This window comes from Streptomyces sp. NBC_01077 (assembly GCF_045162855.1).
GTDB lineage: Bacteria > Actinomycetota > Actinomycetes > Streptomycetales > Streptomycetaceae > Streptomyces.
Map to the genome: position 1 here is coordinate 2,571,496 of NZ_CP108669.1, position 24,765 is coordinate 2,596,260.

Annotated in this window: 23 protein-coding genes; 13 read left to right on the top strand and 10 right to left on the bottom strand. The window is 72.6% G+C overall.

The genetic code is table 11. The features are described 5' to 3' along the window. Nucleotides 1-98: 98 nt before the first annotated feature. The 5 genes from OG462_RS11435 to OG462_RS11455 all read right to left on the bottom strand — a co-directional run bounded on the left by OG462_RS11435 (nucleotide 99) and on the right by OG462_RS11455 (nucleotide 7,538). A complete protein-coding gene (locus OG462_RS11435; RefSeq protein ID WP_406056990.1) occupies nucleotides 99-2,294 on the bottom strand; it encodes a molybdopterin oxidoreductase family protein in 2,196 nt (731 codons plus the stop codon). A gap of 76 nt (nucleotides 2,295-2,370) precedes the next feature. Further along, entirely contained in the window at nucleotides 2,371-3,090 is a 720-nt protein-coding gene (locus OG462_RS11440) for a TetR/AcrR family transcriptional regulator (protein ID WP_406056992.1), read from the bottom strand. 19 nt (nucleotides 3,091-3,109) lie between these two features. Then, nucleotides 3,110-4,462, bottom strand: coding sequence for a hypothetical protein (locus tag OG462_RS11445; protein WP_406056994.1), 1,353 nt, complete (start codon nucleotides 4,460-4,462; stop codon nucleotides 3,110-3,112). After that, the gene (locus tag OG462_RS11450; RefSeq protein ID WP_406056996.1) at nucleotides 4,459-5,394 is read right to left on the bottom strand and encodes a hypothetical protein; all 936 of its coding nucleotides are present in this window, start codon (nucleotides 5,392-5,394) and stop codon (nucleotides 4,459-4,461) included. The genes OG462_RS11445 and OG462_RS11450 overlap by 4 nt, the downstream gene beginning before the upstream one ends. Continuing rightward, nucleotides 5,391-7,538 carry a right-handed parallel beta-helix repeat-containing protein gene (locus OG462_RS11455; protein ID WP_406056998.1) on the bottom strand — a complete coding sequence of 716 codons (2,148 nt, stop codon included), beginning with the start codon at nucleotides 7,536-7,538 and terminating at the stop codon, nucleotides 5,391-5,393. The genes OG462_RS11450 and OG462_RS11455 overlap by 4 nt, the downstream gene beginning before the upstream one ends. Nucleotides 7,539-7,724: 186 nt before the next feature. Here OG462_RS11455 and hmgA point away from each other — a divergent pair, with 186 nt between their 5' ends. The 3 genes from hmgA to OG462_RS11470 are packed head-to-tail and all read left to right on the top strand — an operon-like array spanning nucleotide 7,725 to nucleotide 11,163. Further along, on the top strand, nucleotides 7,725-9,062 hold the full coding sequence (hmgA, locus tag OG462_RS11460; protein ID WP_406057000.1) for a homogentisate 1,2-dioxygenase: 1,338 nt from the start codon (nucleotides 7,725-7,727) through the stop codon (nucleotides 9,060-9,062). A 40-nt stretch (nucleotides 9,063-9,102) separates the two neighbouring features. Beyond that, a complete protein-coding gene (locus OG462_RS11465) occupies nucleotides 9,103-9,852 on the top strand; it encodes a GntR family transcriptional regulator (RefSeq protein ID WP_406057001.1) in 750 nt (249 codons plus the stop codon). A 51-nt stretch (nucleotides 9,853-9,903) separates the two neighbouring features. Continuing rightward, nucleotides 9,904-11,163, top strand: a complete 1,260-nt coding sequence (locus tag OG462_RS11470; protein WP_406057003.1) for a type ISP restriction/modification enzyme — start codon at nucleotides 9,904-9,906, stop codon at nucleotides 11,161-11,163. 48 nt (nucleotides 11,164-11,211) lie between these two features. Here OG462_RS11470 and OG462_RS11475 read toward each other — a convergent pair whose 3' ends face one another. Further along, complete coding sequence (locus tag OG462_RS11475) at nucleotides 11,212-11,928, bottom strand: TetR/AcrR family transcriptional regulator (RefSeq protein ID WP_406057005.1); 717 nt, start codon at nucleotides 11,926-11,928, stop codon at nucleotides 11,212-11,214. Between the two features lie 63 nt (nucleotides 11,929-11,991). Between OG462_RS11475 and OG462_RS11480 the strand changes: the two genes are divergently transcribed. The 3 genes from OG462_RS11480 (at nucleotide 11,992) to OG462_RS11490 (ending at nucleotide 15,014) form a co-directional block, all read left to right on the top strand. Continuing rightward, a complete protein-coding gene (locus OG462_RS11480; protein ID WP_406057007.1) occupies nucleotides 11,992-12,930 on the top strand; it encodes an ATP-binding cassette domain-containing protein in 939 nt (312 codons plus the stop codon). Continuing rightward, entirely contained in the window at nucleotides 12,927-13,745 is an 819-nt protein-coding gene (locus tag OG462_RS11485) for an ABC transporter permease (RefSeq protein WP_406057009.1), read from the top strand. The genes OG462_RS11480 and OG462_RS11485 overlap by 4 nt, the downstream gene beginning before the upstream one ends. Nucleotides 13,746-13,817: 72 nt before the next feature. Beyond that, nucleotides 13,818-15,014 carry a CaiB/BaiF CoA transferase family protein gene (locus OG462_RS11490; RefSeq protein ID WP_406057011.1) on the top strand — a complete coding sequence of 399 codons (1,197 nt, stop codon included), beginning with the start codon at nucleotides 13,818-13,820 and terminating at the stop codon, nucleotides 15,012-15,014. A 240-nt stretch (nucleotides 15,015-15,254) separates the two neighbouring features. Here OG462_RS11490 and OG462_RS11495 read toward each other — a convergent pair whose 3' ends face one another. Further along, the gene (locus OG462_RS11495) at nucleotides 15,255-15,527 is read right to left on the bottom strand and encodes a hypothetical protein (RefSeq protein WP_329277144.1); all 273 of its coding nucleotides are present in this window, start codon (nucleotides 15,525-15,527) and stop codon (nucleotides 15,255-15,257) included. A 403-nt stretch (nucleotides 15,528-15,930) separates the two neighbouring features. Between OG462_RS11495 and OG462_RS11500 the strand changes: the two genes are divergently transcribed. Further along, on the top strand, nucleotides 15,931-16,980 hold the full coding sequence (locus OG462_RS11500) for a serine/threonine-protein kinase (RefSeq protein WP_406057013.1): 1,050 nt from the start codon (nucleotides 15,931-15,933) through the stop codon (nucleotides 16,978-16,980). Here the strand turns inward: OG462_RS11500 and OG462_RS11505 are convergent. Further along, nucleotides 16,964-17,770: an SGNH/GDSL hydrolase family protein gene (locus tag OG462_RS11505; RefSeq protein ID WP_406057015.1), complete on the bottom strand. Its 807-nt coding sequence runs from the start codon at nucleotides 17,768-17,770 to the stop codon at nucleotides 16,964-16,966. The genes OG462_RS11500 and OG462_RS11505 overlap by 17 nt on opposite strands. Nucleotides 17,771-18,408: 638 nt before the next feature. On the opposite strand from OG462_RS11505, the gene OG462_RS11510 reads away from it, so the two are divergent. The 4 genes from OG462_RS11510 to OG462_RS11525 all read left to right on the top strand — a co-directional run bounded on the left by OG462_RS11510 (nucleotide 18,409) and on the right by OG462_RS11525 (nucleotide 22,372). Next, nucleotides 18,409-19,239, top strand: a complete 831-nt coding sequence (locus OG462_RS11510; RefSeq protein WP_406057017.1) for a glycosyltransferase family 2 protein — start codon at nucleotides 18,409-18,411, stop codon at nucleotides 19,237-19,239. Continuing rightward, the gene (locus tag OG462_RS11515) at nucleotides 19,236-20,324 is read left to right on the top strand and encodes a glycosyltransferase family 2 protein (protein WP_406057019.1); all 1,089 of its coding nucleotides are present in this window, start codon (nucleotides 19,236-19,238) and stop codon (nucleotides 20,322-20,324) included. The genes OG462_RS11510 and OG462_RS11515 overlap by 4 nt, the downstream gene beginning before the upstream one ends. Nucleotides 20,325-20,362: 38 nt before the next feature. Further along, nucleotides 20,363-21,169 carry a polysaccharide deacetylase family protein gene (locus OG462_RS11520; RefSeq protein WP_406066475.1) on the top strand — a complete coding sequence of 269 codons (807 nt, stop codon included), beginning with the start codon at nucleotides 20,363-20,365 and terminating at the stop codon, nucleotides 21,167-21,169. Nucleotides 21,170-21,253: 84 nt separating this feature from the next. After that, a complete protein-coding gene (locus tag OG462_RS11525) occupies nucleotides 21,254-22,372 on the top strand; it encodes a DUF5925 domain-containing protein (protein WP_406057021.1) in 1,119 nt (372 codons plus the stop codon). A 16-nt stretch (nucleotides 22,373-22,388) separates the two neighbouring features. Here the strand turns inward: OG462_RS11525 and OG462_RS11530 are convergent, their stop codons facing one another. Then, nucleotides 22,389-22,763: a GntR family transcriptional regulator gene (locus OG462_RS11530; RefSeq protein ID WP_406057022.1), complete on the bottom strand. Its 375-nt coding sequence runs from the start codon at nucleotides 22,761-22,763 to the stop codon at nucleotides 22,389-22,391. A gap of 74 nt (nucleotides 22,764-22,837) precedes the next feature. Between OG462_RS11530 and OG462_RS11535 the strand changes: the two genes are divergently transcribed. Further along, complete coding sequence (locus OG462_RS11535) at nucleotides 22,838-23,761, top strand: GNAT family N-acetyltransferase (RefSeq protein WP_406057024.1); 924 nt, start codon at nucleotides 22,838-22,840, stop codon at nucleotides 23,759-23,761. After that, the gene (locus tag OG462_RS11540; RefSeq protein WP_406057026.1) at nucleotides 23,742-24,221 is read left to right on the top strand and encodes a DUF402 domain-containing protein; all 480 of its coding nucleotides are present in this window, start codon (nucleotides 23,742-23,744) and stop codon (nucleotides 24,219-24,221) included. Before OG462_RS11535 ends, OG462_RS11540 begins: the two co-directional genes overlap by 20 nt. A 19-nt stretch (nucleotides 24,222-24,240) precedes the next feature. On the opposite strand, the gene OG462_RS11545 is transcribed toward OG462_RS11540, so the two are convergent. Continuing rightward, nucleotides 24,241-24,714 (bottom strand): DUF6299 family protein, encoded by a 474-nt coding sequence (locus OG462_RS11545; protein ID WP_406057028.1) that lies wholly within the window; start codon nucleotides 24,712-24,714, stop codon nucleotides 24,241-24,243. Nucleotides 24,715-24,765: the final 51 nt, after the last annotated feature.

A 24,765-nucleotide genomic window follows, 5' to 3' on the forward strand; every position in this document is an offset into this window, starting at 1 on the left:
AAGATGTTGACGCGTGAGCAATACGAGCAAAACCCCAGGTCAAGACGGGGTCACGGCGAGGGCGCCGCGGCGGGGGCCACCGCCGGGGCGCGGCTGGATCACGGCAGGGGCGAGACCTCGACCGGGAAGCCGTTCAGTACGGCCGTGCCCGACAGGGGATCGATCCGGGAGCCGTCGAGCAGCTGGTTGACGTTGACTCCGGGGCGCTCGGACGCCACGGACAGCCGGGTGCCCGGCCGGTCGTGGCCCCAGCCGTGCGGAAGGCTCACCACTCCCGGGCGCACCCCGTCGGTCACCTCGACCGGCACCTCCAGCTCGCCGCCCTCGCTCTTGATCCGGGCGAGACCGCCGTCGGCGAGCCGCAGCCGGGCCGCGTCGTCGGGGTGCACCTGGAGGGTGCACCGGTTGGTGCCGCCGCCGAGCGCGGGGGTGTTGTGCAGCCAGCTGTTGTTCGAGCGCAGATGGCGGCGCCCGACGAGGACGAGTCCGGTCGGGGGCGCTCCCAGGGCGGCGCGCAGCCGGGGCAGATCGGCGGCGATGGGGGCGGGAAACAGTTCGATCCGTCCGCTGCGGGTCCTGAGGAGCTGCGGGACGCGCGGCTCGAGCGGGCCGAGGTCGGTGCCGTGGGGCGCCCGGCGCAGGTCGTCGAGGCTCAGGTCGTACGGGCCGAGGCGCAGCATCAGGTCGAGCCGGCGCTCCGGCCCGCTGGTGCCGGTGAGCCGGGCCGCGAACTCCCTGGGGTCCGCCCCGTACGCCGGGGAGTGCTCCTGGGTCACCGCCTTGGCGAGGGTGGTGTCGATCGCGAGCTGGTCGACGGCGGAGGGCGGCGCCCCGTGCATCCCGGAGACGGCGAGGATCAACCGGGCGTGGATCTCGCACTCGTCCATGCGGCCGTCGTCGAGGGGGACGACGGCCGGTGTGAACCGGGCCTGGTTGCGGACGGCGAGGGCGTTGAAGGCGAAGTCGAAGTGGGCACTCTGCGACGGCGGCGGCGGGGGCAGGACGACGTGGGCGTGGCGGGTGGTCTCGTTGAGGTACGGGTCGACGGCGACCATCAGGTCGAGGGCACCGAGGGCCGCGTCCAGCCGGTTCCCGTCGGGCGCGGAGAGCACGGGGTTGGAGGCGACGGTGATCAGCGCCCGGATCCGGCCCTCCCCCGGGGTCTCGATCTCCTCGGCGAGCGCGACCATCGGCAACTCCCCCTTGACCTCGGGGTGGTGCGAGACCCGGCTGTGCCGGCGGCCGAGGGCGAAGCCCTTGCCGGGCCCCGCGGGGCGCGGGGCGGGCGCGGTGGCGGAGAGCGGGAAGAGGGCGCCGCCGGGCCGGTCGAGGTTGCCGGTGAGGGTGTTGAGGACGTCGACGAGCCAGTTGGCGAGGGTGCCGTACTCCACGGTGGAGCTGCCCATCCGCCCGTAGACGGCGGCGGTGGGCGCGGCGGCGAGTTCCCGGGCGAGGGCGCGGATGGTGTCCGCGTCCACGTCGCAGGCGTCGGCGACCGCCTCGGGGCTGAACTCCCGTACCCCGGCGCGGACCTCCTCGACTCCCTCCACATGGGCGGCGAGCGGGCCGAGGTCGGTGAGTCCCTCCTCGAAGAGGGTGTGGACGAGCGCGGCGAGGAGGAACGCGTCGGCGCCGGGGCGGATCGCGACGTGCCGGTCGGCGAGGCGTGCGGTGCGGGTGCGCCGGGGGTCGACGACGGTGAGGGTGCCGCCGCGCCGGCGCAGTGCCTTGAGCCTGCCGGGGAAATCGGGGGCGGTGCACAGGCTTCCGTTGGAGTCCAGCGGGTTGGCTCCGAGGATCAGCAGGTGATCGGTGCGGTCCAGGTCCGGCACGGGGATCGCGAAGGGGTCTCCGAACAGCAGGCCGCTGGAGACGTGCTTGGGCATCTGGTCGATCGTCGACGCCGTGAAGAGGTTCCGGGTGCGCAACGCGCCGATCAGCAGGGGCGGGTAGAGGGCGCCGGCGATCGTGTGCACATTGGGGTTGCCCAGGACGATACCCACGGCATCCGGCCCGTACTCCTCGATCAGCGGCCGAATTCCGGCGGCGATCGTGTCGAACGCCTCCTCCCAGGTCGCCTCCTGGAGCCGGCCGTCCTTCCTGACCAGGGGGCCGCGGAGCCGGTCGGGGTCGGAGTCGACCTCGGGGAACGCGGCGCCCTTGGGGCAGATGAACCCCTGACTGAAGACGTCGTCGCGGTCACCTCGCGCCCCGGTGACCCGGGTTCCCTCGATCGTCAGGGTCAGTCCGCAGGTCGCTTCGCAGAGGGGACAGATGCGCAGGGCGGTGGACATGGCGTCTCCCTGGGGCGGCGTCGGGTGGCGCCGAGCATACCGACCGGTAGGCACGCATGGGAGGGGTCTGCGGAAGTTACGAGAGCGAGGGCGCCAGATACGCGTGGAGCAGACAGCGGGTCTCGTCGACGAGGGCAGGGTCACCGGCGGGGTCCGTACGGAAGGCGAGCCGGACGAGAGCGTCGGCGGTCTCGACGCCGACCAGGACCTTTCGCCGCAGGACGTCGTCTGCGGGGCGGTTCAGATGGGTGGCGAGGAGTGCGCAGAGACGCTCGGCGACCAGGCGGTTGGGGTCGTCGACGGCGCTCCCGGCCGCATCCTCGCCTTCGCCCGCGGCCTCGCCGTCGCTCTCTCCTTCACCGCCGCCGCTCTCCCCCTCACCTCCGCTCTCGCCGGGAGCGGGGGCCGGCACGCCGAAGTCGACGAGGGCGAACCCCGGGACGGTCCGCTTCATCTCGATGAACTCGTCCAGGACGCCGTCGATGGCCTCGTGGGCGTCGGGGCGCGGCGACGCGGCAAGGCGGGCGGAGACCCGCCGGGCGTACTCGTCGAGGTTGCGGTGCGCGAGGGCGGCGACCATCGCCCGCTTGTTGCCGAAGAAGCGGTAGACGGAGCCGATGGGGACTCCGGCGCGGACGGCGACGGCGCGGGTGCTCAGCTGTTCGTAGCCGGTCTCGTCGAGGAGTTCGGCGCAGGCGCCGAGAATCCGGGCGAGCCGTTCGGCGCTGCGCTGCTGGACGGGGGCCCGGCGGAGCGTGGACGGGGTCTGGGGGCTGGTCTGGGGCACGGGGACCATGATGCCGCTCCGGTCGGGCTCAGGCGATCAGCAGGCCGATGCCGCCGAGGGTGTACGCGATCATCAGCGCGAACAGCGGGAGTTGGCCGGCGACCGCGCGATCGGGCGGGAAGAGGCGCACGGAGCGGTCGTGGGCGGCGACGACCCCGAGGACGTGACCGGTGACGATCGCGGCGACCTGAAGCGTCGCGAGGCCGCCGGGGCCCAGGAACGGGGCGGGTGCGAGGGCGTTGTCAGTGCCCCCTGCCAAGATGACTGTACGTAGCCCTTCTGTGACGAAGAGCGAGAAATAGTGGGCCACGAGATAGCCGAGGGCGATGGGCAGGAGCGAGTGGGCGAAGGAGGTGAGCGGGGTGGTGAGGGTGCGGTTCATCAGGCGCAGGGCGCCCGCGCAGAGTCCGTAGCAGGCGGCGACGAGGGCGACGGCGGCGAGGAGGCCGAGTGTGGCGGTGGGGGTGGGTCCGAGGGGGGAGGTCTGGAGGGTGGTGATCCAGCGGGGGTTGTCCGAGAGGCCGTCGTAGGCGGTGGATCCGAGGAGGACACAGACGGTGGCGACGAGGCCGGGGGTCTGCGGGGTGGCGTCGAGGCCGTGGAAGGGGGAGCGCAGGACGAGCCGGCCGTCGGCGCGGCGGCCGAGCGGGGAGAGCCGGGACAGAAGGGAGGAGTACACCTCGAAGGGGTCGGCGTGGGCGAACCATCGGTCGCCGTAGCGGCCGGCGCCGATGAGCTGGGCGCCGGTGTGGGCGGCGAGGGCGATCAGGAGGGTGCGGGAGGAGGTGTTGTCGGGGGCGACGAGTTCGAGCCAGGTGAAGAGGAGGAGCCCTAGGGCGGCCGGGCGGATGCCGACGGCGGCGGGCAGGGGGCGGGGTGTGTGCGGCGGGTGCAGGGCGTGGAGGGCACGCAGGGGGTTGAGGAGGCGCCAGACGGGGCCGAAGAGGAGGGAGGCGGGGACGAGTCCGACCCAGAGCAGGACGTAGAGGGCGCCGGGCGCGGGGTTGCGGTCGGGGTCGTCCGGGCCGAGAAGGAGGTGGAGGAGGAGGACGAGAGCGGCGACGGCACCGAGGAGCCGGAGCGCGGCGCGGGTGGCGGGGGCGTCGGCCACCCGTTGGAGGGCGGCGGGGAGCGGGCGTCCTGACAGGTCGCCGCGGAAGCGGGAGGAGGACCAGAGCAGCCCGAGGGCGAGGAAGGAGATGAGGAGCGCGGCGAAGGCGCCCGCGTAGGCGTAGAAGGGCGAGAGGGGGAGGTCGTGCCGGGAGCCCACGCCATGGGCGAGCGGAAGACCGAGATCGGGAGAGGAGGCGCGGGCGGGGGCGGTGAGGGCGACCCGCGCGGCCTGGCCGACCTCGGCGGCCTGGGTGAGGAGGTCGGTCATCGGACGACGAGTTGGGTCACGAGGAGTCCGGACTCGTGGGTCTCCACCTCGAAGAGGCCGGTGCGGTCCACGGTGAGGGTGAGGGAGGCGGGTGCGCCGGGAGGCAGGGGCAGTTCGCGGTCGTAGCCGTGCACATGGAGGGTGTCGGCGCGATCGCTGGTGACACGGAGGGTGAGGCGTTCGCCCTTCTTCAACTCGATGCGGGAAGGGGGTGGTGAGACGGTCTTGCCGGTGATGGTGAGGGTGACCGTCCGGCCGGGGTCGGGCGGGCGGGACTCGGTGGGGCGGGGGCTCGCGGGAGCGGAGGGGGTGGGGCGGGGGCTCGCGGGAGCGGAGGGGGTGGTGGCAGCGGGCGTCGACGTGGCGGGGGCAGGGGTGCCGTCCAGGCGGACGGCGGTCTGGACGGGGGTGCCGGCGACGGCCCAGACCGTGTGGTCGTCCGCGTGGAGCCGGACGGTCACGGTGTGGGCACCTGGCGGCACGTACCCCCACGGGCCGTAGAGGCGGGCGGTCTCCCGGCCGTCGACGAGGAGGCGGGCGTGGCCGCGGCCCGGGAGGGCCGCACCGCCGGTGCTCTCGGGGGTGAAGCGGAACCTCTCAACCGTGAGGTGGACGTTCCAGCCGCCCTCACTGTCGGGACGGGCCTCGGCCTTGACGGTGGGCGCGTCCGCCGTCGGCACCTCCCGGAGCCGGTGGCCGCCCTCGTCGCGGGTCGGGAGCAGAGTGCCGCTGCTCCCGGTGGCCTCCTGGTGGCTGGTGCCGGGCTTGTGATGGGTGGTGGCCCGGCCGCCGCAGCCCGCGAGGGCGAGCGCGGCGGCCAGGACGAGGACGAGGACCAGCACCGGTGCTGGCACCGGCACCGGCACCAGGGACGCGACGGACGCCCGGGGCGCCAGGGCGTGACCGGGCGTGACCTTGTGCGGGTACGTCATGCCGTTCCCTCCCCGTGCGACCGCGTCTCGGTGGCCGGCTCGTGATCGGCCCTCGACCCCGGCTCGGGCACGGACCCCGGCTCGGGCACGGACCTCGGCTCGGGCACGGACCCCGGCGCCTGCTCCCCTCCCGCCGCGCGCGGGTCGCGGGCTCCCGCTGCGACCACCGCCCACAGGACCCAGACCACGCCGAGCAGGAGGCGGAGCCAGGCGGGGCTCAGGGGGATGCCGGGGACCATCAGGATCGCCTTGTCGAAGGCGTCGAGGAGGGTGAGGGCGCCGAGGACCACGGTGGTCCAGGCGAGGACAGGGCGGGTGGGGCGCAGGGCGAGGCCGAGGAGGGTCCACCACACGCCGGTGAGCAGCAGCGCGAGGGCCGGGACGACGGTCGGGGTGAGGGCGAGGGTCGAGCCGGCGACGTCGAGGGCGAGGCCCGCGAGGCCGATGAGGGTGGCCGCGCCCGCGAGGCGGTTGCCGCGCAGGCGGCGCCACCAGAGGGCGAAGCCGGCCAGGGCGAGGACGAGGGAGCTGCCGAGGGCGAGTTGGGTCTCGACGCGCTGGAGACCGCGGGCGCCGTACCAGTCGCAGCCGGCCGGGAGGCGGCGGGCCTGGACGTTGTAGTCGGCGCAGACGAGGAGTTGGGCGAGTTTGACGGGTTCGCCGATGAGCCGGTCGGTGTTGCCGGAGACGTCGCCGCGGCGGGCCCCGCAGTCGGGCAGGGCACCGGGGCTGGCGGCGCCGGTGTCGGACTGCCAGCAGTTGCCGCCGCCCTGGCCGTCCCACCAGACGTCGCTGCGGTTGGGTCGGGCGGTGCCGGACTTGTCGACGCCGAGGTGGTTGCCGGCGTAGCGGTTGTGGTGGGAGGTGTCGGTCTGCTTGCCCCAGGCGGACTCGCCGCGGATGAAGGCGGGGACGGCGCTCAGGTAGAAGGCGGCGCGCTGGTGGCCGTAGACCCAGTTGTTCTCGTAGAGGTTCCAGTTGCCGCCCGCGGTGATGATGCCGGTGCCGGGGGGCATGGAGATCTGGGGGCAGACGACGCCCTGTTCGTAGCCGCGCTCGACGGGCGGTCTGGCGCAGGTCCCGTCGGCGACGTACGGGTAGTAGTTCTGGTTGTTGTCGTGGATCAGGTTGCGTTCGAAGCGGGCGTGGTTCTGGGGGAGTCCGGGGTGGCCGGGGAAGGCGGAGTCCATGGAGGCGCCGCCCATGTTGTGGTCGAACTCGTTGTCGTGGACGTAGACGGAGTCTCCGGCGGTACCGGAGTAGCCGACCATGTTGTGGTGGCTGCGGCAGCCGGTGATCTCGATGGAGTAGCGCGGGACGTCGTAGCCGCGGCCGTCGTTGATGTCGGAGGCCGAGCCGGGGTAGATGCCGGAGTCGCCGTTGCCGTAGGACTCGCAGTTCTTGTAGAGGCCGTGGTCGGAGGCGAAGGTGAGGAAGCCGTACTCGTCGTTCCAGCGGGTGAGGACGTCGTCGATGACGAAGCCGTCGGCGGCGAGCACGTACAGCGAGTTGAACGTGGTGCGCTGGGCGGTGAAGTTGCGGAAGTAGATGCCGTCGGTGCCATCGGCCCGCAGGCCGTTGAGTTTCTGGTACTTGGCGTCGATGACGACGTCGAGGCGGGAGGCTCCGGTGCCTTCGATCTGGAGGTTCTTCTTGCCGAGGATGGCGACCAGGTTCTGGTTGTGCGGGCACTGCCGCTGCTGCTCGTAGCTGAGGATCTGGTAGCCGAGCGAGGATTTGGGGGCCTTGAGCGTGGCGCAGGCTCCGGTGGGCGGGGGCAGTGAGGGCTCCTCCTCGTACAGGCCGGGGAGGATCGCGATGGTGAGGCCGGGCCGGTCGACGGCGTCGACGGCCTGCTGGAGGTGGCGGTAGCCGTCGCGGGCGCAGCGCTCGTAGAGGGCGAGGTTGCGGGTCTTGAGGGTGGCCGGGAAGCCGGAGATCCGGCGTTCGAACGCGGCTCGGTCGGTCTTGCAGACGAGGAGGTCGGGTTCGCCGGTGCGGAGCTTCGGCACGGTGCCGGAGCCGTCGGGGAAGGTGACGGGCCGCTCCTCGTGGGCCTGGGCCCCGGGGGCGGTGAGCAGGGCTGCGGCGAGCGCCGCGAGCACGACCGTGAGCGCGAGGACGAACCTTCGGGTCCAGGACATGCGCGTGAGAGTAGAGCATTGTTCATCTTTTTTGACCCCCTCACGCACGCATTCGATCCCTCGTTCGGGACACCGGGAGCGAGACCGGCACCCGATGCCCCGTTGACGGGAGCCGCGCGGAATCCTACGGTCACCCATAGGATTCCCTTGTGGGCTTCCCTTGCGGGCTCAGGACAGGAGCGGGCGATGACCACGGAGCAGGCCAGGAAGACGGCCGAGGCGCTCGAATACAGCACCGGATTCGGCAACGAGCACAGCTCGGAGGCGATCCCCGGCGCGCTGCCGCACGGCCGTAACTCGCCGCAGCGGGCACCGCTCGGTCTCTACGCCGAGCAGCTCAGCGGCAGCGCGTTCACCGAGCCGCGGGCCCACAACCGCCGCTCCTGGCTCTACCGGATCCGCCCCTCGGCCGCGCACCCGCCGTTCACCCGGATCGACAACGGCTCCGTCCGCTCCGCGCCCTTCGACGAGACCGTGCCCGACCCCAACCGGCTGCGCTGGAACCCTCTGCCCGACCCGGCCCCCGGCACCGACTGGCTGGCCGGCCTGTGGACCCTCGGCGGCAACGGCGACGCGACCCAGCGCGCCGGCATGGCCGTGCACCTGTACCACGCCAACGCCTCCATGGAGCGGGTCTTCGGCAACGCCGACGGCGAGCTGCTGATCGTCCCGGAGCACGGCGGCCTCCTCCTCCGTACCGAGCTGGGCCTGCTCGCCGTCCACCCCGGCGAGGTCGCGCTGATCCCGCGCGGGGTCCGCTTCCGCGTCGACCTCCTCGACGCCGCGTCCGACGGCGGGCAGAGCCCGACCGCCCGCGGGTACGTCTGCGAGAACTACGGGGCCCCGTTCCAGCTCCCCGACCTCGGCCCGATCGGCGCCAACGGCCTCGCCAACGCCCGTGACTTCCGGGCCCCGGTCGCCGCCTACGAGGACGTCGAGGGTCCGGTCGAGGTGGTCAACAAGTACTGCGGCAACCTCTGGTCGGCGACGTACGGCCACTCGCCGCTCGATGTCGTCGCCTGGCACGGCAACCACACGCCGTACGTCTACGACCTGCACCGTTTCAATGTCATCGGGACGATCTCGTACGACCACCCCGACCCGTCGATCTTCACGGTCCTCACCTCGCCCTCCGACACCCCGGGGCTCGCGAGCGTGGACTTCGTGGTCTTCGCCCCGCGTTGGCTGGTCGGCGAGGACACCTTCCGGCCGCCGTACTTCCACCGCAATGTGATGAGCGAGTACATGGGCCTCATCGAGGGCGCGTACGACGCGAAGGCGGAAGGCTTCGTGCCGGGCGGCGGCTCGCTGCACAACATGATGTCCGCGCACGGCCCCGACCGGGAGACCTTCGACCGGGCGAGCGCCGCCGAGCTCCGGCCGCAGAAGATCGACGACGGCCTTGCCTTCATGTTCGAGACCCGCTGGCCGGTGACCGCCACCCCGCAGGCCGCGGACGCCGACCACCTGCAGAAGGGGTACGACGACGTATGGCAGGGTCTTGAGCGCCACTTTCGGCCGTAGTGTCTCGGCCGTAAGCCCGTAGCCTTCGTACGGAGAACCCGTGACCGCCTTCGCTCCCGACTCGCTGGTCCTGAACCGCAAGCTGCCGCTCTGGTATCAGGTCTCGCAGTCGCTGCGCGCCTCGATACTGGGCCGCACGCCCGACGCCTCGCTGCGACTGCCCACCGAGGAGCAGCTCGCGGCGCACTACGGCGTCAGCGTGCTCACGATGCGCCAGGCCCTCAAGGAACTCGAGGAGGAGGGCCTGATCAGCCGGCACCGGCGGCGCGGGACCTTCATCGAGCCGGGCGCCCGGCGCTCCACCCCGCGCCGGCTGCTCGGCTCGATCGACGCGATCGTGGCCCAGCAGTCGGGCGAGCGGACGACGGTCCTCGGGCACGGCACCGAACCGGTGCCGGGTGAGCTCGCCGAGCACTTCCCCGACCTGACGGAGATCACGGCGTACCGGCGGCTGCGCCACGACGGGGAGAGCGGCGAGCCGACCAACTGGGCGGAGAACGCGGTGCGTCCCGAGCTCGCCGCCGCGATCGACCCGGCCGATCTGGAGCGCTGGCCGATGACGAAGGTGCTGCGGGACGTCGTCGGGGTGCGGATCAGCCGCATCACGGACACGGTCGAGGCCCGCCTCGCCGACCCGGAGACGGCGTCGCTTCTCCAGGTCCCGCTCCTGTCGCCGATCCTCCACTACACCGGCGTGACCTACGACAAGGACGGCAGGGTCGTCGACGTGGCGCGCATCCGCTACCGCGGCGACCGCTTCTCCTTCACGGTGACGGTCGAAGCCCAGTAGCGGGAGGCCGGGCCTCCGGACAGTGGAGACCCACGGACGGCGGTCGTTAGCATGCGGGGCGTGACGGAAGCCCCCGGAGCGAACAACGCCGATCTGCCTCCCCTCGCCGACGCGCCGCCCGTCGCCGACCTCCCCCTCCTCGACGACCTCATGCCGTGGTCCGTCGCGCCGCTGCGCTTCGGCCGCTCGTGGATCGTGGCGCCGGACGCGCGGACGCTACGGTCCCGCTGGGACCGCCTGGTGGCCGCAGAAGGGGCCGAGCGCGAGGCCCTGTTCCGCCCCAGCCGGGCGCGGACCCCGTCGAGTGCGGTCGCCGCGCTGCCGGGCCAGCGGACCGGGACCGTGCGCTGGGCCCGTGAGTCGGGGCCGTGCCCGGAGCCGGTACGGGTCGCGCGCGGGCCGTTCGACGAGCAGCTGCTGCTGCCCGACCACCGGCTGATCGACACCGCACGCCCGGAGCTGTGGCGGGTCGCCGGGGAGCCGCAGCTCTTCGCCGTCGAGCAGGGGTACGTGCCCGGGGCGGGCGGCCCCGCGCTCCTGGTGACGGCCGCGCTGCCCGAGGGCCGCTCCCCCGCAGGCCGGCCGGGCCGGATCCGTCCGCTGTTCCGGCGCCCCGGGGGCCTGGAACTGAACCTCGCCCCCGGCCTCCTCGGCTTCCTCGGCGAGCGGTACGGGCACGAGGTCGACGCCCTGGAGTGGCTCGGGTGGACAGTGGCGGCGGCCCGCCCCTCCCCCGCCGGATGCCGGGTGCCGCTCCCCGAGGACCCGGAGGTCTGGGCGGCGGGTGTGGCGCTCGGCCGGGACCTCGTCGACATCCAGGTGCGGGGTGCGCTGAGCGGGACGAAGCCGCGGCTGCCGGGCGGGCGCCGTCCGTACGTGCGGGCGGCGGTGCCGCCTCGCCCCGAGGCGATGACGTACGACGTGGCCGACGAGGCCCTGTGTCTCGACGAGGGCCGCATCTCGCCCGTACCGGCGGAGGCCTGGGAGTTCAGCGTCGGCGGGGCGCGGGTCCTGGAGCAGTGGTTCGCGCACCGGACCGCCCCGGCGGAGCCGGGCTCGCTCGACGCGATCGGGCCGGCGGCCTGGCCGCAGGAGTGGACCTCGGAGCTGCTCGACCTGGTCACGGTGCTCGCGCTGCTCGGCGCACGGGAGCCGGAGCGGGCGGCCTTCACCTCGGAGGCGGCCGGATCCGCGGGCCGGGAGGAGCTGCGGGCGGCGGGCGTCCTGCCTCCGCCGGCCGGGTCCCGCCGCCCCGCCTCCGTCCTCGACCATCAGGAGGAGGGCCCGGAGGGCCAGTTCGCCCTCCTCTAGACCCTCAGGCGACTGGCCCCTCAGGTGACCGGCCCCTCAAGCGACGTCTCATCGGGGCACGAACGAGTCGAGCACCCGGCCCAGGGTCCGGTCGAAGACCTCCTCGGCGTCGAGGGGTTCGGCCCCCGCCCCGGCCAGGACGGCCGCGAGCCTGGGGTAGCCGCCGCCGGTGAGCTGCCGGGTCAGATAGGCGGTGCGTACGGCCTGCTCCTGCTCGCCGGACCAGGGCAGCGAGCGGGCGCGTTCGGCGAGGGCGATCTCGTTGGCGACGATCGTCATCACGGTGCCGTTGACTGTGGCGATCAGCTCCATCTTGGTTCCGCCGGGCAGGTCGAGGTCGTCGAGGCAGCCCAGGCAGTACTCCAGGAACCGCAGGGCGTTGGGGCCGTACGCGTATCCGGTGGTCATCAGCCGGATCACCCAGGGGTGCCGGTGCAGGATCGTCCGGGCCTGGCGGGCGATGTCGACCATGTCCGCGCGCCAGTCGCCGCTGGGCGTGTCGGGGAGTTCGTACGCGCTGCTGGCCCCGTCGACCATCAGCTCGTACAGGTCCTCCTTGCGCGGGACGTAGTTGTAGAGCGACATGGTGCCGCAGCCGATCTCGGCGGCGATCCGCCGCATGGAGACGGCGTCGATGCCGTCGGCGTCGGCGATGCGCATCGCGGCCGCCACGATGTCACTTCTGCTGTACGCCGGTTTCGGGCCTCGGCCCGCGCGCTCGGGCCGCGCCCAGATCACTTCCGGTTCGGCCGCTCGGCCCGCCATGGATCATCACCTCGTCCCCCATCGTAGTTACGTACGCCGTACGTAGTGCGATATGGTCGCACCATGACGACTACGTACGCTGTACTTAGTGAGGGTCTGCAGAAGCGATACGGCGATGTCCACGCCCTTCGCGGCCTCGACCTCGCCGTCCCCGAAGGCTCGGTATGCGGCGTCCTCGGCCCCAACGGCGCCGGCAAGACCACCGCCGTCCGTGTCCTCACGACCCTGGTGAAGCCCGACGCGGGCAGCGCGCGGGTCGCCGGCCACGACGTGGTGCGCGACCCGGCGGGGGTACGGGGGCGGATCGCCGTCACCGGGCAGTACGCCTCCGTCGACGGCGATCTGACCGGTGCCGAGAACCTGCGGCTCTTCGCCCGGCTGCTGCGCGCCCCGCGCGCCCGCGCCGACGAGCTCCTGGAGCAGTTCGGCCTCACCCCGGCCGCCGGACGCCCCGCCCGCACGTACTCCGGCGGCATGCGGCGCCGGCTCGACCTGGCCGCCAGCCTGCTCGTACCGCCGCGGGTCCTCTTCCTCGACGAGCCGACGACAGGGCTCGACCCGCACAGCCGCAACGGGATCTGGGACGCCGTACGGGAGTTGGCGACCCAGGGCACCACCGTGCTGCTGACCACGCAGTACCTGGAGGAGGCAGACCAGCTCGCCGACGACATCGTCCTGATCGACGAGGGCCGGGCGGCCCAGCGCGGCACCCCGGCCGAACTCAAGGCGCTCGTCGGCAGCTACGCCGAGGTCGTCGTCGCCGACCCCGCGGCCCTCGCCGCCGCCGCGGCCGTCCTCGACCGGCTGACCGGCTCGGCCCCGGTCCTGGACACCGAGCGCCGCACGGTCGGCGCGGTGACCACGGACACCACCCTCACCCTCCCCCGGATCGTCCGCGAGGTCGACGCGGCCGGGGTCCTCCTCATCGACGCCTCGCTGCGCCCGCCCACCCTCGACGAGGTGTTCCTCCGCCTCACCGACCGGAAGGAGCTCGTCGCATGAGCACCGCGCTCGTCCACGAGGAAGGAGCCCGTCGCATCGGCTCCGCCCTCGTCCACGACGGAACCGCCGTCCTCGGCCGCCACCTCCTGCGCATCCGGCACGCGCCCGCGATCACCGTGATGACCCAGACGATGCCGATCGTGTTCCTGCTGTTCTTCGGGTACGTGTTCGGCAGCGCGCTCGCGATGCCGGGCGCCGAGTACCGGTCCCACCTGGTGCCCGGTCTCCTGGTGGCAACGGCCGCCGGTGGCCTCATGACGGGCATGTTCCAGGCCGCCCAGGACTCCCACCGGGGTGTCATGGACCGCTTCCGGACCATGCCCGTGAGCCGGTCCGCCGTCCCGCTCGGACAGGCGCTCGCCGACCTCGTGGCCAGCGCCGTCGGCACGGTGCCGCTGATCCTCGTCGGGCTCGCCATGGGCTGGCGGATCGAGGGAACGGCCCCGGAGGCCCTGGGCGCCTTCGGCCTCCTGCTGCTCTTCCGTTTCGCGACGACCTGGGTGGGCATCCTGCTCGGCCTCGCCTCGAAGAGCGAGGAGGCGGCGGGGCAGCTCGGCAGCGCCACGTTCATGCTGCCGCTGCTCTCCAACGCGTACATCCCGACCGACGACATGCCGGGCTGGCTGCGCACGGTCGCCGAGTGGAACCCGATCTCGGCGGTCACCACGGCCGTACGGGTCCTCTTCGGCAACGCGCCCGTCCCGGCGGACGCGGCCTGGCCGGTGGCCCACCCGGTCGCCGGGGCGCTCCTCTGGTCGCTCGGCCTGATCGCCCTCTTCGCCCCGCTCGCGGTCCGCCGCTACACCCGGGGGTGATCCCGCGCGCGGGGCCCCGGGTGACATACCCCCTGGTGACAAGGACCGGCCCGCAGGGTAGGCAGGTCTTCCATGAGCACTCAGCCACTCCCGCTCGAAGGGATCACGGTCGTCGCCGTCGAGCAGGCCGTCGCCGCCCCCTTCGCCACCCGGCAACTCGCCGACCTCGGCGCCCGCGTCGTCAAGATCGAGCGCCCCGACGGCGGGGACTTCGCCCGGGGGTACGACACGGCCGCCCGGGGCCTGGCCTCCCACTTCGTGTGGTGCAACCGCGGCAAGGAGTCCGTGGCGGTCGACCTCAAGGACCCGCGCGGCCTCGCCCTCGCCCGGCGGATGGTGGCCGGCGCGGACGTCTTCGTGCAGAACCTGGCACAGGGGGCGGCGGCCCGGCTCGGTCTCGACGCCGCCACCCTGTGCGCCGCGCACCCGCGGCTGATCGCGGTGGACGTCTCCGGGTACGGGGCGGAGGGGCCGTACGCGCACAAGCGGGCGTACGACATGCTCGTCCAGTGCGAGGCGGGCCTGGTGTCGGTGACCGGGACGCCGGAGCAGCCGGTCAAGTCCGGGATCCCGGCGGCCGACATCGCCGCCGGGATGTACGCCTTCTCGGGGGTCCTCGCCGCGCTCGTGCGGCGCGGCACGACCGGCCGGGGCGGCCCGGTGGAGGTCTCCCTGCTCGACTCGCTCGCCGAGTGGATGGGGCATCCGTTGCACCACGGGTTGCATGGGGGCACACCCCCGGCGCGAACGGGGCTCGCGCATGCGGTGATCGCTCCCTACGACGCCTATCCGACGGCGGACGGGGGCCTGGTGCTGCTCTCCGTGCAGAACGATCGGGAGTGGCGGCGGCTCGCCGAGCAGGTCCTCGGCCGGCCCGAGCTCGCGGACGCCCCGGACTTCGCGACGAACACCGCGCGGGTGGCGGGCCGTGCGGCGACGGACGCCGTGGTCGCGGAGGCACTCGCCCCGCTGACCGCGCCCGAGGCTCTGGCCGGGCTCGACGCGGCCGGCATCGCCTGCGCCCGGCTCAACACGGTCGCGGAGCTCGCGGACCATCCTCAGCTGACGGCCCGGGACCGATGGCGGGAGGTGGAATCGCCGGTCGGGCCGCTGCGTTCGCTGCTGCCGCCGATCGTGTTCCCGGACGCGCCGGAACCACGTATGGACCGGATCCCGGCCCTGGGGCAGGACACGGACGAGGTCCTCGCCGAGCTCGGGGTGCCGGAGGCGGAGGTGAAGGAACTGCGGGGTGCGGGTGTGATCGCCTGAGGCCGACCGGGTCGCCGAGTCCGCCCGCGGCGTCGGGCCTGCCACCGGGTACGACTGAACGCCGGACGGGCGGGGACACGTCCGGCGGTGTCGCAGTCGTGACAGTCGAGGCAGTCGTGACGGTCGACGAAGTCGTGGAAGTCGACGTGGTCGTGAACGTCGTGCCGGTCGGAGTCCTACGGGCGACCGGGCGGAAGCGGGCGGGAACCTCGGGGTTGCTCGGCCCGGTGCGCCCGACTCCTAGCGGCGCGTCCCGAAGAGGGAGCGGCGCAGGCGGCGGAGCGGGGCGAAGAGCGAGACCCGTGCGCTGCGGCTGCGGTGACCGTGCACCGGAACCTCGGGCGTACGCGACGTCAGTTCACGCATCAGCAGCGTCGCCTCGGCCACCTCACGCTGGGGCAGGGCGGGACCGCCGAGCACCGCGAGATGACGGTCGAGGCGCGAACTCGTCGCGCTGCTCCCGCAGGTGATGGCAGGCACTCGCGGCCTGCTGCGCATTGCTATCTGTTCCATGTCACTCCCCACCCGTACAAGGGCACCCGACCCAGGGCAGGTTAACCCTATCGCCCCGCGGTGACACCCGTGTATCCCGGCGTCGGGATGCACGGCACTCGTACGGGGGTTGACGGTCACTGTCCGAATCCATCTGATTCCAGGGCGAGTTGGACAGGATTCGAACACCTGCCGAACCGTCACGAACCATCCTGCACTCCGGACCGGTATGTCCGAGCACCCGGACCGGTGTGATCTCCACCACCAAGATCGTTCAAGTCGCCACGCCGGGGGCGGAGGCACGCACAACCGAGGGGCGGAGGCACGCACGGCCGACGGACGGAGGCACGCACCGCCTACGGACCGGGCCCCGCACCATCGACGAACCGGAGCCGGGAGGGCGCCCCTCGGCTACCGTGGATCCATGACGGTGATCGCGGGTCGTTACCGGCTTCTGGACGTCCTCGCCGAGGGGGCGACGGGCACCGTCTGGCGTGCCCTGGACGAGACGGGCCGCCACGAGGTGGCCCTGAAGGAGCTCCGGGCCCCGGACGGACTCCCGGCGGACGACGTTCCCCTTCTGTACGCGCGGCGCGAGCGTGAGGCGCGGACCGCCGCCCGGATCTCCCACTCCGCTGTCGTGCGCGTCCTCGGGGTGGCCACGGAGGACGGCCGGCCCTGGGCCGTCATGGAGCTCGTACGGGGGCTCACCCTCGCCGAGACCCTGGAGGCGGCCGGCCCGCTGCCGCCGCGCGAGGCCGCACGCGTCGGCGCCGAGGTACTCGCCGGCCTGCGGGCGGCGCGGGAGGCGGGTGTCCCGCACCGGGGCGTGAATCCGGAGCACGTCCTCCTCGCCAACGACGGACGGATCGCGGTGACCGGCTTCGGTACGGCTCCGGGGGACGATCCGGGGCCGGAGGCGGAGCTGCGCGCCCTGGGGACGCTTCTCTACGCGACGGCGTCGGCACTGCCGTCGGCGCCGCCCTCGAAGGACGACAGGGCCGGGGAGCTCCGCACCCTGATCGAGGGGCTGTTGCGTGAGGACCCCGAGCACCCTCCGACCGCGGACCGGGTCGAGCGGGAGCTGCGACGGTTGGCGGCGGGAGGGGCGCGGCCCGCGCGGGTGGATTCGTCCGCCGGAACGTCCCCCGCTCCGACGGACGCTCCGACAGGAGGCGAGTCGGGCCGTCGGAGGGAGAGCGGCGACGGCAACGGCAACGGCCCTACGGCACCCAGGAGTTCACCTCCGAAATCCCCCACCCGGTCGCACAGGACGAGGTCGCCCCGCCGGGCCCACGTCCTCCTCGCCGGGCTGATCGGCGCGCTGCTCATCGCGGGAGCCTTGGCGTATCACCTGGTCCGGGACGACGGACGAGGCGCCGGGCCCGGGCCGGGCGGCGTGACGAGCACCGCTCCGGCCGGCCCCGGCGCCACGGACGGCGCGGGCGGCGGTCCGGTTACACCGCGTTCCTGAAGCTGGGTAGGTAGCCGCCGGACTGACCGGAGGCCGTCGGGTGGTAGGACTCCCCGATGTTGAGCCAGTTGACGCTGTGCAGCCAGGAGGAGCTGGAGCAGATCTCGTGTCCGGTGAAGGCCGGGACGACGCTGGAGAACGTGTAGCCGTGGTCGGCCGCACGCTTGGCGACGGCGGCGTTGAGGTAGTCGGAGGCTCCGTTGATGGCGCTGCGCTCGTTCTCGCTCAGGCCGGCGACGCAGCTGCCGCCCAGCTGGTAGAAGCGCGGGTAGCCGAGGACGACCACGTGGGCGGCGGGCGCCTTGTTCCTGATCGCCGTGTAGACGGAGTCGAGCTTGCCGGGCAGCGTCGTGTCGACGTAGCTCTTGGCCTGATTCACACGGCTGATGCAGGTGGCTTCGGACTGCAGCACACAGGTCGTCATGACGTCGGCGAAACCGGCGTCATTTCCCCCGATCGTGAGGGAGACCAGGTCGGTGGCGGACGAGAGCGGGCCGAGCTGATTGGCGGTCACATCACCCGTTCGGGCGCCCGAGCAGGCGGTGAACGCGAAGGAGGAGGGGGCGTTCGCGTTCTTCCACAGCACCGGAAACGCCTTCGTGGAGCGCTTGCAGTCGCCGCTGGCGCTGTCGTAACTCCCGGAGCCGACACCGGAGGAGTACGAGTCGCCAAGGGCCACGTAGTCGAGTGCGGCGGTCTCGGCCGCCTGGGCGGCGCCCGCCCCGGTGAGGGCGAGGACGGCACCGAGGAGGAGCGAGGACGAAAGGGCGGCAAAGCGGGACAGTCTCATGGAACCTCCCTGTAGCAGGATCTCTGCGCTACCAGGTAGTAGCATCGGATCCGCCGGACCGGAAGTGTTCATGTCAAAACTGGGGATGAACGTCGTCCGATCCTCCGTCAGGGACCGTCGAGATCCGGCCACGACAGGAAGCGGAAGCTCCGATCCCGCCAAACGGTCGAACGAGAACGCGACACATTCACACGACAAAGCACAGGGATGTGATCCCGTATCACTGTTCCCTGCACGCAAACGGATTGACCGAATCCGATCGGGACGGTTGCACATCTGACCGTCGAAGCTTCGCCAAACCGCAGAAAAGCGGGCCACAGATCAGGGACTTGCCATACAGTCCCATTCATCAATACCGTCGTACATCTCACCCGCACCGATCCATCACGCAAAGCGGCTCAGGGGAGGGCTCTAGCATCGCTGATGGTCCCGGAGCGGGGCGCGGTAGGGGGGTGCCGTGCTCGGTGTTCGAATGTGCGCCGAGTCGCGGGTACCGCGCGGCCAGACATGCCAACTCGCTGTTCCCGCAAGGAGATCGCTTCCGCGTGGGCGAAGTGAGAACCCCCCTTTCGAACCGGACACACCATCGGACCGCCCAAGGGGTGGGCGGCCCACCGGACGAGAGGGAAACCAGACCCATGAGCTCGTTCCTGCGCCCATCCGTCTCGGGCCAAGAAATGACCGAGCCGAGTCGAATAGCCGCCCAGTACCGGGCCATCACCTCACATCTGGCGATCACTCCGCCGGTGAGTGTTGTCATTCCCGCGATGAACGAAGCCGAAAATCTTCCGTACGTGTTCAAGACGCTGCCGGAATGGATTCACGAAGTCGTCCTCGTCGACGGAAATTCCACCGACAACACGGTGGATGTCGCCCGTGAACTCTGGCCGGACGTCAAGGTCGTGAAGCAGGTCGGCAAGGGCAAGGGCGACGCGCTGATCAGCGGATTCGCCGCCTGCACCGGCGACATCATCGTCATGGTCGACGCGGACGGCTCGGCCGACGGCCAGGAGATCGTCTCCTACGTCTCCGCCCTCGTCGGGGGCGCCGATTTCGCCAAGGGCTCCCGTTTCGCCAACGGCGGCGGCACGGACGACATGACGACCATACGCAGACTGGGCAACTGGGCCCTCTGCTCCCTCGTCAACCGGAAGTTCGGCGCCCGGTACACCGACCTCTGCTACGGCTACAACGCCTTCTGGCGTCACTGCCTCGACAAGATCACCCTCGACTGCACCGGATTCGAGATCGAGACCCTGATCAACATCCGGGTCGTCACGGCCGGCCTCAAGGTGCAGGAGGTGCCGAGCCACGAATACAACCGCATTCACGGCGTCAGCAACCTCAACGCCGTGCGCGACGGCATCAGGGTCCTGAAGGTCATCCTCAGGGAGAAGGCCGTCAGCAAGGCCGCCCGCCGCCGACCCGCCCCGTTCTCGGTCAACATCCCCCGGGGAGAGGTGTCTTGAACGACCGCACGTCCCCGCACGGCTTCTCGGTGGTGATCTGCGTCTACACGGAGGAGCGGTGGGAGGACATCCTCGCCGCCGTCGACTCCGTACGGAAGCAGTCGCTGCCCGCCCTGGAGACACTGCTCGTGGTCGACCACAACGAGCGGCTCCTCTCCCGGCTGACCGAGGAGTACGCGGAACAGCGGCTCACCGATGAGGTGCGGGTGCTCGCCAACGCGGGCCCCCGCGGCCTCTCCGCCGGCCGCAACACCGGAATCGCCGCCGCCCGCGGCGAGTTCGTGGCCTTCCTCGACGACGACGCCGTCGCCGAGCGGGACTGGCTCCACCACTTCGCCGCCGCCTACGACGACCCGCGCGTCATGGCCGTCGGCGGCCGGACCCTGCCCGCCTGGGCGTCCGGCCGCCGCCCGGCCTGGTTCCCGGAGGAGTTCGACTGGGTCGTCGGCTGTACGTACCGGGGCCTGCCCCCGGGCCGCGTCCCCGTACGCAACGTGCTCGGCGGCAACGCCTCCTTCCGCCGTACGGCCTTCGACGCGGCCGGCGGATTCGCCACCGGCATCGGCCGGGACGGCGACCGGCGCCCCCTCGGCGGCGAGGAGACAGAGCTGTGCATCCGGCTCTCCAAGGCGCTGCCCGAGGCGATCCTGCTCATCGACGACCGGGCCGTCATCCACCACAAGGTGCCCCCTGTCCGCGAGCGCTTCGGCTACTTCCGTACCCGGGTGTACGCCGAGGGCCTCTCCAAGGCGCTCGTCGCCCGGAGTGTCGGCGCACAGAAGGGCCTGGAGTCCGAACGGCGCTACACCACACGGGTGTTGCCCGCCGGAGTCCTGCGCGGGATGCGCGACGCGCTGCGCGGGCGCTCCGGCGGCGCGGGCCGGGCCGGGGCGATCGTGACCGGCGTGACGGTCGCGGCCGGCGGCTACGCGCTCGGGACGCTGCGGGCCCGAAGGAACGGAACGACCTTCTCCTGGGGGCCGATCGAACGGGCCGGGGCCGGAGGCGGGGAAGCGGCCCGGGAGAGGGCCGGGGAAGCGGCCCCGACCGACGCCGGGGCTCCCGAAGGAGCGACCTCCCGATGACCGAGACCGAGACCGCGGCCGGGACCACCACGGGCCCGATGACCGGGACCGCGGCCGGGACCACCGCCGTGCCCATCCTCATGTACCACGCCGTCGACCCGGATCCGGCGCCCGCGACCCTCGGGCTCTCCGTCACCCCCGAGGCCTTCGCGGCGCAGATGGAGGTGGTCGCCGAGCGGGGGTTCACCCCGCTGACCACAGCCGCGCTCGCCGCCGCCTGGCGCACCGGCGGCCCGCTGCCCGCGCGGCCGCTCCTCGTCACCTTCGACGACGGGTACGAGGGCGTGCACCGATACGCCCTGCCGGTGCTCGCCAAGCACTCCTTCGCGAGCACGGTCTTCGTCTCCACGGGCTGGCTGCGCGGCAGGCACGAGACGGGTGGCGCGCTCGACACCATGCTCGACTGGGCGCAGGTGCGGGAACTCGCCGACGCCGGCACGGAGATCGGCGGGCACAGTCACACCCACCCTCAGCTCGACCAACTCGACGCCCGGCGGCTCCGGTTCGAGACTCTGCGCTGCCGGGAGGTCGTCGGCGAGGAGCTCGGAACATCCCCCGCCTCCTTCGCGTACCCGTACGGGTACTCCAGCCGCCGGGTCCGCCGTACGGTCCGGGAGGCCGGCTTCACGCAGGCGCTCGCCGTCGGCAACGCGCTGGCCAGGCGCCGTCAGGGGCCGTACGCCCTGGAGCGGGTGACCGTGCGCCGGACCACCGGCGTCGAGGAGTTCACACGGCTCGTGGAGGGCCGGGCGATCGCCCGGAACTTCGCGGCGGACCGGGCCATGACGAAGGGGTACGCGCTCGCGCGGCGCGCCCGGGGCGCGGTGCGGGGCCACTGGATCTGAGCCCCTGGTCCGGCTCCGGGGCAGGGCCGTCCCACGACTCGTCCCGTTCAAAACCCGGTGCACGGAATGCCCGGTTGCCGGATCATGGGCGCCATGGCTGACACCCCACCGGTACCGTCCGAGCCGCAGCGGTCGCTGCCGATCCGGCTCAACCTCGACGACAGCGACTCGCCCGCGGACGTCGTGGACGCGCTGTTCCTCGGCCGCTTCGCGACCGGGGAGCAGCCGCACTCGCACAGCACCTCCCTGGACCGGGTCAAGCCCGAGGCGACGCTCCTTCCCGCGGGGGCCACCGTGCTGCGGGCCGCGAAGGACGACGACCGCAGCGCCGTGCTCGCCGAGGGCGAGGGGTGGACGCTGCTGATCTCCCGCTGGAACCGGGGCGCCGACGTCACCGTCACGGCCGTCGACGCGGACCTCGCCGAGCGGGTCCTGAAGGAGGCGACCGACGGGGCGAAGGACGAGCCGGAGCCCCAGCCGGAGAACGTGACGATGGGGTTCTGGTACGTGTCCCCCCGGCGCGGCCCGCACCGGACGACCCGGCAGATCAGCGCCGGGACCTGGGACGAGGTCCGGCCCAACTACGCGGCGCCGGTGGCCGAGTCGATGGACCGGCTGATGAAGGTGACGCCCGAGTCGATCGCCGGCCGCCTCCTGCTGCTGCACGGCCCGCCGGGCACGGGCAAGACGTCAGCGCTGCGCACCCTCGCACGGTCGTGGCGTGACTGGTGCCAGGTGGACTGCGTGCTCGACCCGGAGCGGCTCTTCAACGACGTCGGCTATCTGATGGACATCGCCATCGGGGAGGACGAGGGCACGGCGAAGGGGCGCTGGCGGCTGCTGCTCCTGGAGGACTGCGACGAGCTGATCCGGGGCGAGGCGAAGCACACGGCGGGGCAGGCCCTGTCACGGCTGCTCAACCTGACGGACGGTCTGCTCGGCCAGGGCCGCAATGTCCTCGTCGGCGTCACCACCAACGAGGACCTGGAGCGGCTCCACCCGGCCGTGGTCCGTCCGGGCCGCTGCCTGGCCCGCATCGAGGTGGGGCCGCTGAGCCGGGCCGAGTCGGTGGAGTGGCTCGGGCGCGAGGAGGACGTGCCGCGCGAGGGCGCGACGCTGGCGGAGCTGTTCGCCCTGCGCCGCGGCACGCCCCCGGCGGAACTCCCGGAACCCCGCACGGCGGGGGCGGGCCTGTACCTCTGAGGATGCTCCAGGTCGGTCAGCCGTCGTAGGCCGCGCGCAGGGCCTCGTTCATCGCGGCCTCCGCCGCCTCGCGGCTGAGGCCGAGGCGGCGGGCCTCCTCGGCGTACTGGGCGGCGGCGGTGGCGGCCCTACGGGTGGCCGCGTCCCCGGCGGCGGCGACGAAGGTGCCGTGACGCCCGCGCGTCTCGATCACCCCGTCCGCCTCCAGTGCCTTGTACGCCTTGGCGACCGTGTTCGCGGCGAGGCCCAGCTGCTCCGCGAGCCCTCGTACCGTCGGCAGCTTGTATCCGACCGGCAGTCTGCCGGACCGGGCCCGCTCCGAGATCTGGGCACGCAGTTGTTCGTACGGAGCGGTGGTGGATTCGTGGTCCACGGCGATGGTGAGTGTCACCCCGCCGATTCTGCCCCCACCCCACCGGAAAATGGGAGGCGGCGGTAGGTCACCGGCCCGTAGCGTGCGGCCACATGACTGTGATCGTCCGTGATGTACGGGCCGAGGATGCCGAGGGCTTCGCCCGGGTGCGCCGGGCCGCCCTCCCCTTCATGCTCGCCACCGCCGAGCAGCTCGTCTTCGACTGGGCGCACGCCCACCCCGAGAGCCACTACCGCCCGCTCGTCGCCGTGACCGAGTCCGGCGGGATCGTCGGGACCGCCCAGGTCGGCATCGCGCACGACGCGGCGGAGCCCGGGATCGGCTACGCGAACGTGTACGTGGACCCCGCGTACCTGGGGCACGGTGCGGGGACGCTGCTGCTGCGCGCCGCCGAGGAGCACCTGGCCGAGCGGGGAGCGCGGACCCTGTACAGCTGGGTCCTGGACGCGCCGGAGAACCTCGCCTGGGCCGAGCGACGGGGGTACTCCCCCAGCCGTTCCGCCTACTTCCTCCGGCTCGACCTCACCACCGTCGAACTGCCGCCGCTCCAGGCTCCGCCGGCCGGTGTCGAGCTGCTGACGGCCGAGGACTTCGCGGCCGATCCTCGGCCGCTCTTCGAGCTGGACGCGCTGACGACGGCCGACGAGCCGAGCGACGTGGGGGCGGAGCTCGACGACTACGCGCACTGGCGGGCGACCACCTGGGAGCACCCGCTCTTCGACCGGGCGCTGACGACGGTCGCGGTGGTGGACGGCGTTCCGGCGGCGTTCAGCGCGGCGCAGACGGACGGTCTCGGCCGGTACAACTCGGGAATGACGGGCACCGGACCCGACTTCCGGGGCCGCGGGCTCGCGAAGCTCGCCAAGAACACGTCGCTGCACCGGGCCCGGGCGGCGGGCTGCACGGAGGCGTTCACCGGGAACGACACCGGGAACGAGCCGATGCTGGCGATCAACAAGTGGTTCGGTTACGAGGTCGGCGCACGGGAGGTACGGCATGTCCGGACGATCGGTTGAGGTCACCCTGACGAAGGCGGGCAGGACGAAGATCCGCTACCCGGCGGAGGTGCTCACGGAGGACGGTGCCCGGCTCTCGGTGCGCGCGCCGTGGGCGGCGGAGGGGGTACGGGACTTCGGCTTCGTACGGTTCGAGCCGGGCGATGTCTTCGTGGAGCACTTCTGGCGCGACCGCTGGTTCACGGTCAAGGAGGTGTGGTCCGCCGACGGCGCCCTGAAGGGCTGGTACTGCGACATCACCCGGCCGGCCGTGATCGACGGCTCCGGAGTGGTGGTCGAGGACCTGGACCTGGACCTGTGGGTGTCGGCGGACGGCAGCGAGGTGCTGCGGCTCGACGAGGACGAGTTCGCGGCGAGCGGGCTCGCCGCCTCCGATCCGGAGGCGGCGGCGTGTGCCGTGGTCGCCCTCGACGAGCTGGAAGTGCTGGGACGCGAGGGCCTGATCGAGCTGCTGCGCTGACTCCGGCCGGCGACTCGGATCAGCGCAGTACGACGGGGGCTTCCTCGGCGGCGAGGAAGCCGGGAGCCGGCAGGCCCGTCTCGCCGGTCGTGAGCTGCATGAGGGTGGCCCGCACCGTGGCCGTACCCGGGCGGTAGGCGGGGTCCTTCACGACGGAGGTGTTGACCCACTCGTGGAGGTGTCCGTCGCAGACGGCCTGGGTGCCGCCGATCCCGGCGGAGCTGTCCCCCTGGACGAGGGTGGAGCTGACGAAGACGGGGCCGGCGCTGTCGTCGAGGCAGCGGTACATGCCGGAGAGGGTCACCGTGCTGTCGTCGCCGACGGTTCCGTATCCGTAGACGGAGAGGCCGTCGGCGGAGAAGTCGTCGAGGGAGCGGCCGGCCGACGAGGGGCCGTCGGCGGAGAAGGGGCCGGCCCCTCCCGCGTGGGCGAGAGGGGCGACGGCGACGGAGGCGAGCAGGGCGCCTGCGGCGAGGACGAGTCGGACGCGCATGAGCGGGGTCCCTTCGGGGTGGGGGATGGTGCTGCCCGCCAGGGATACCGG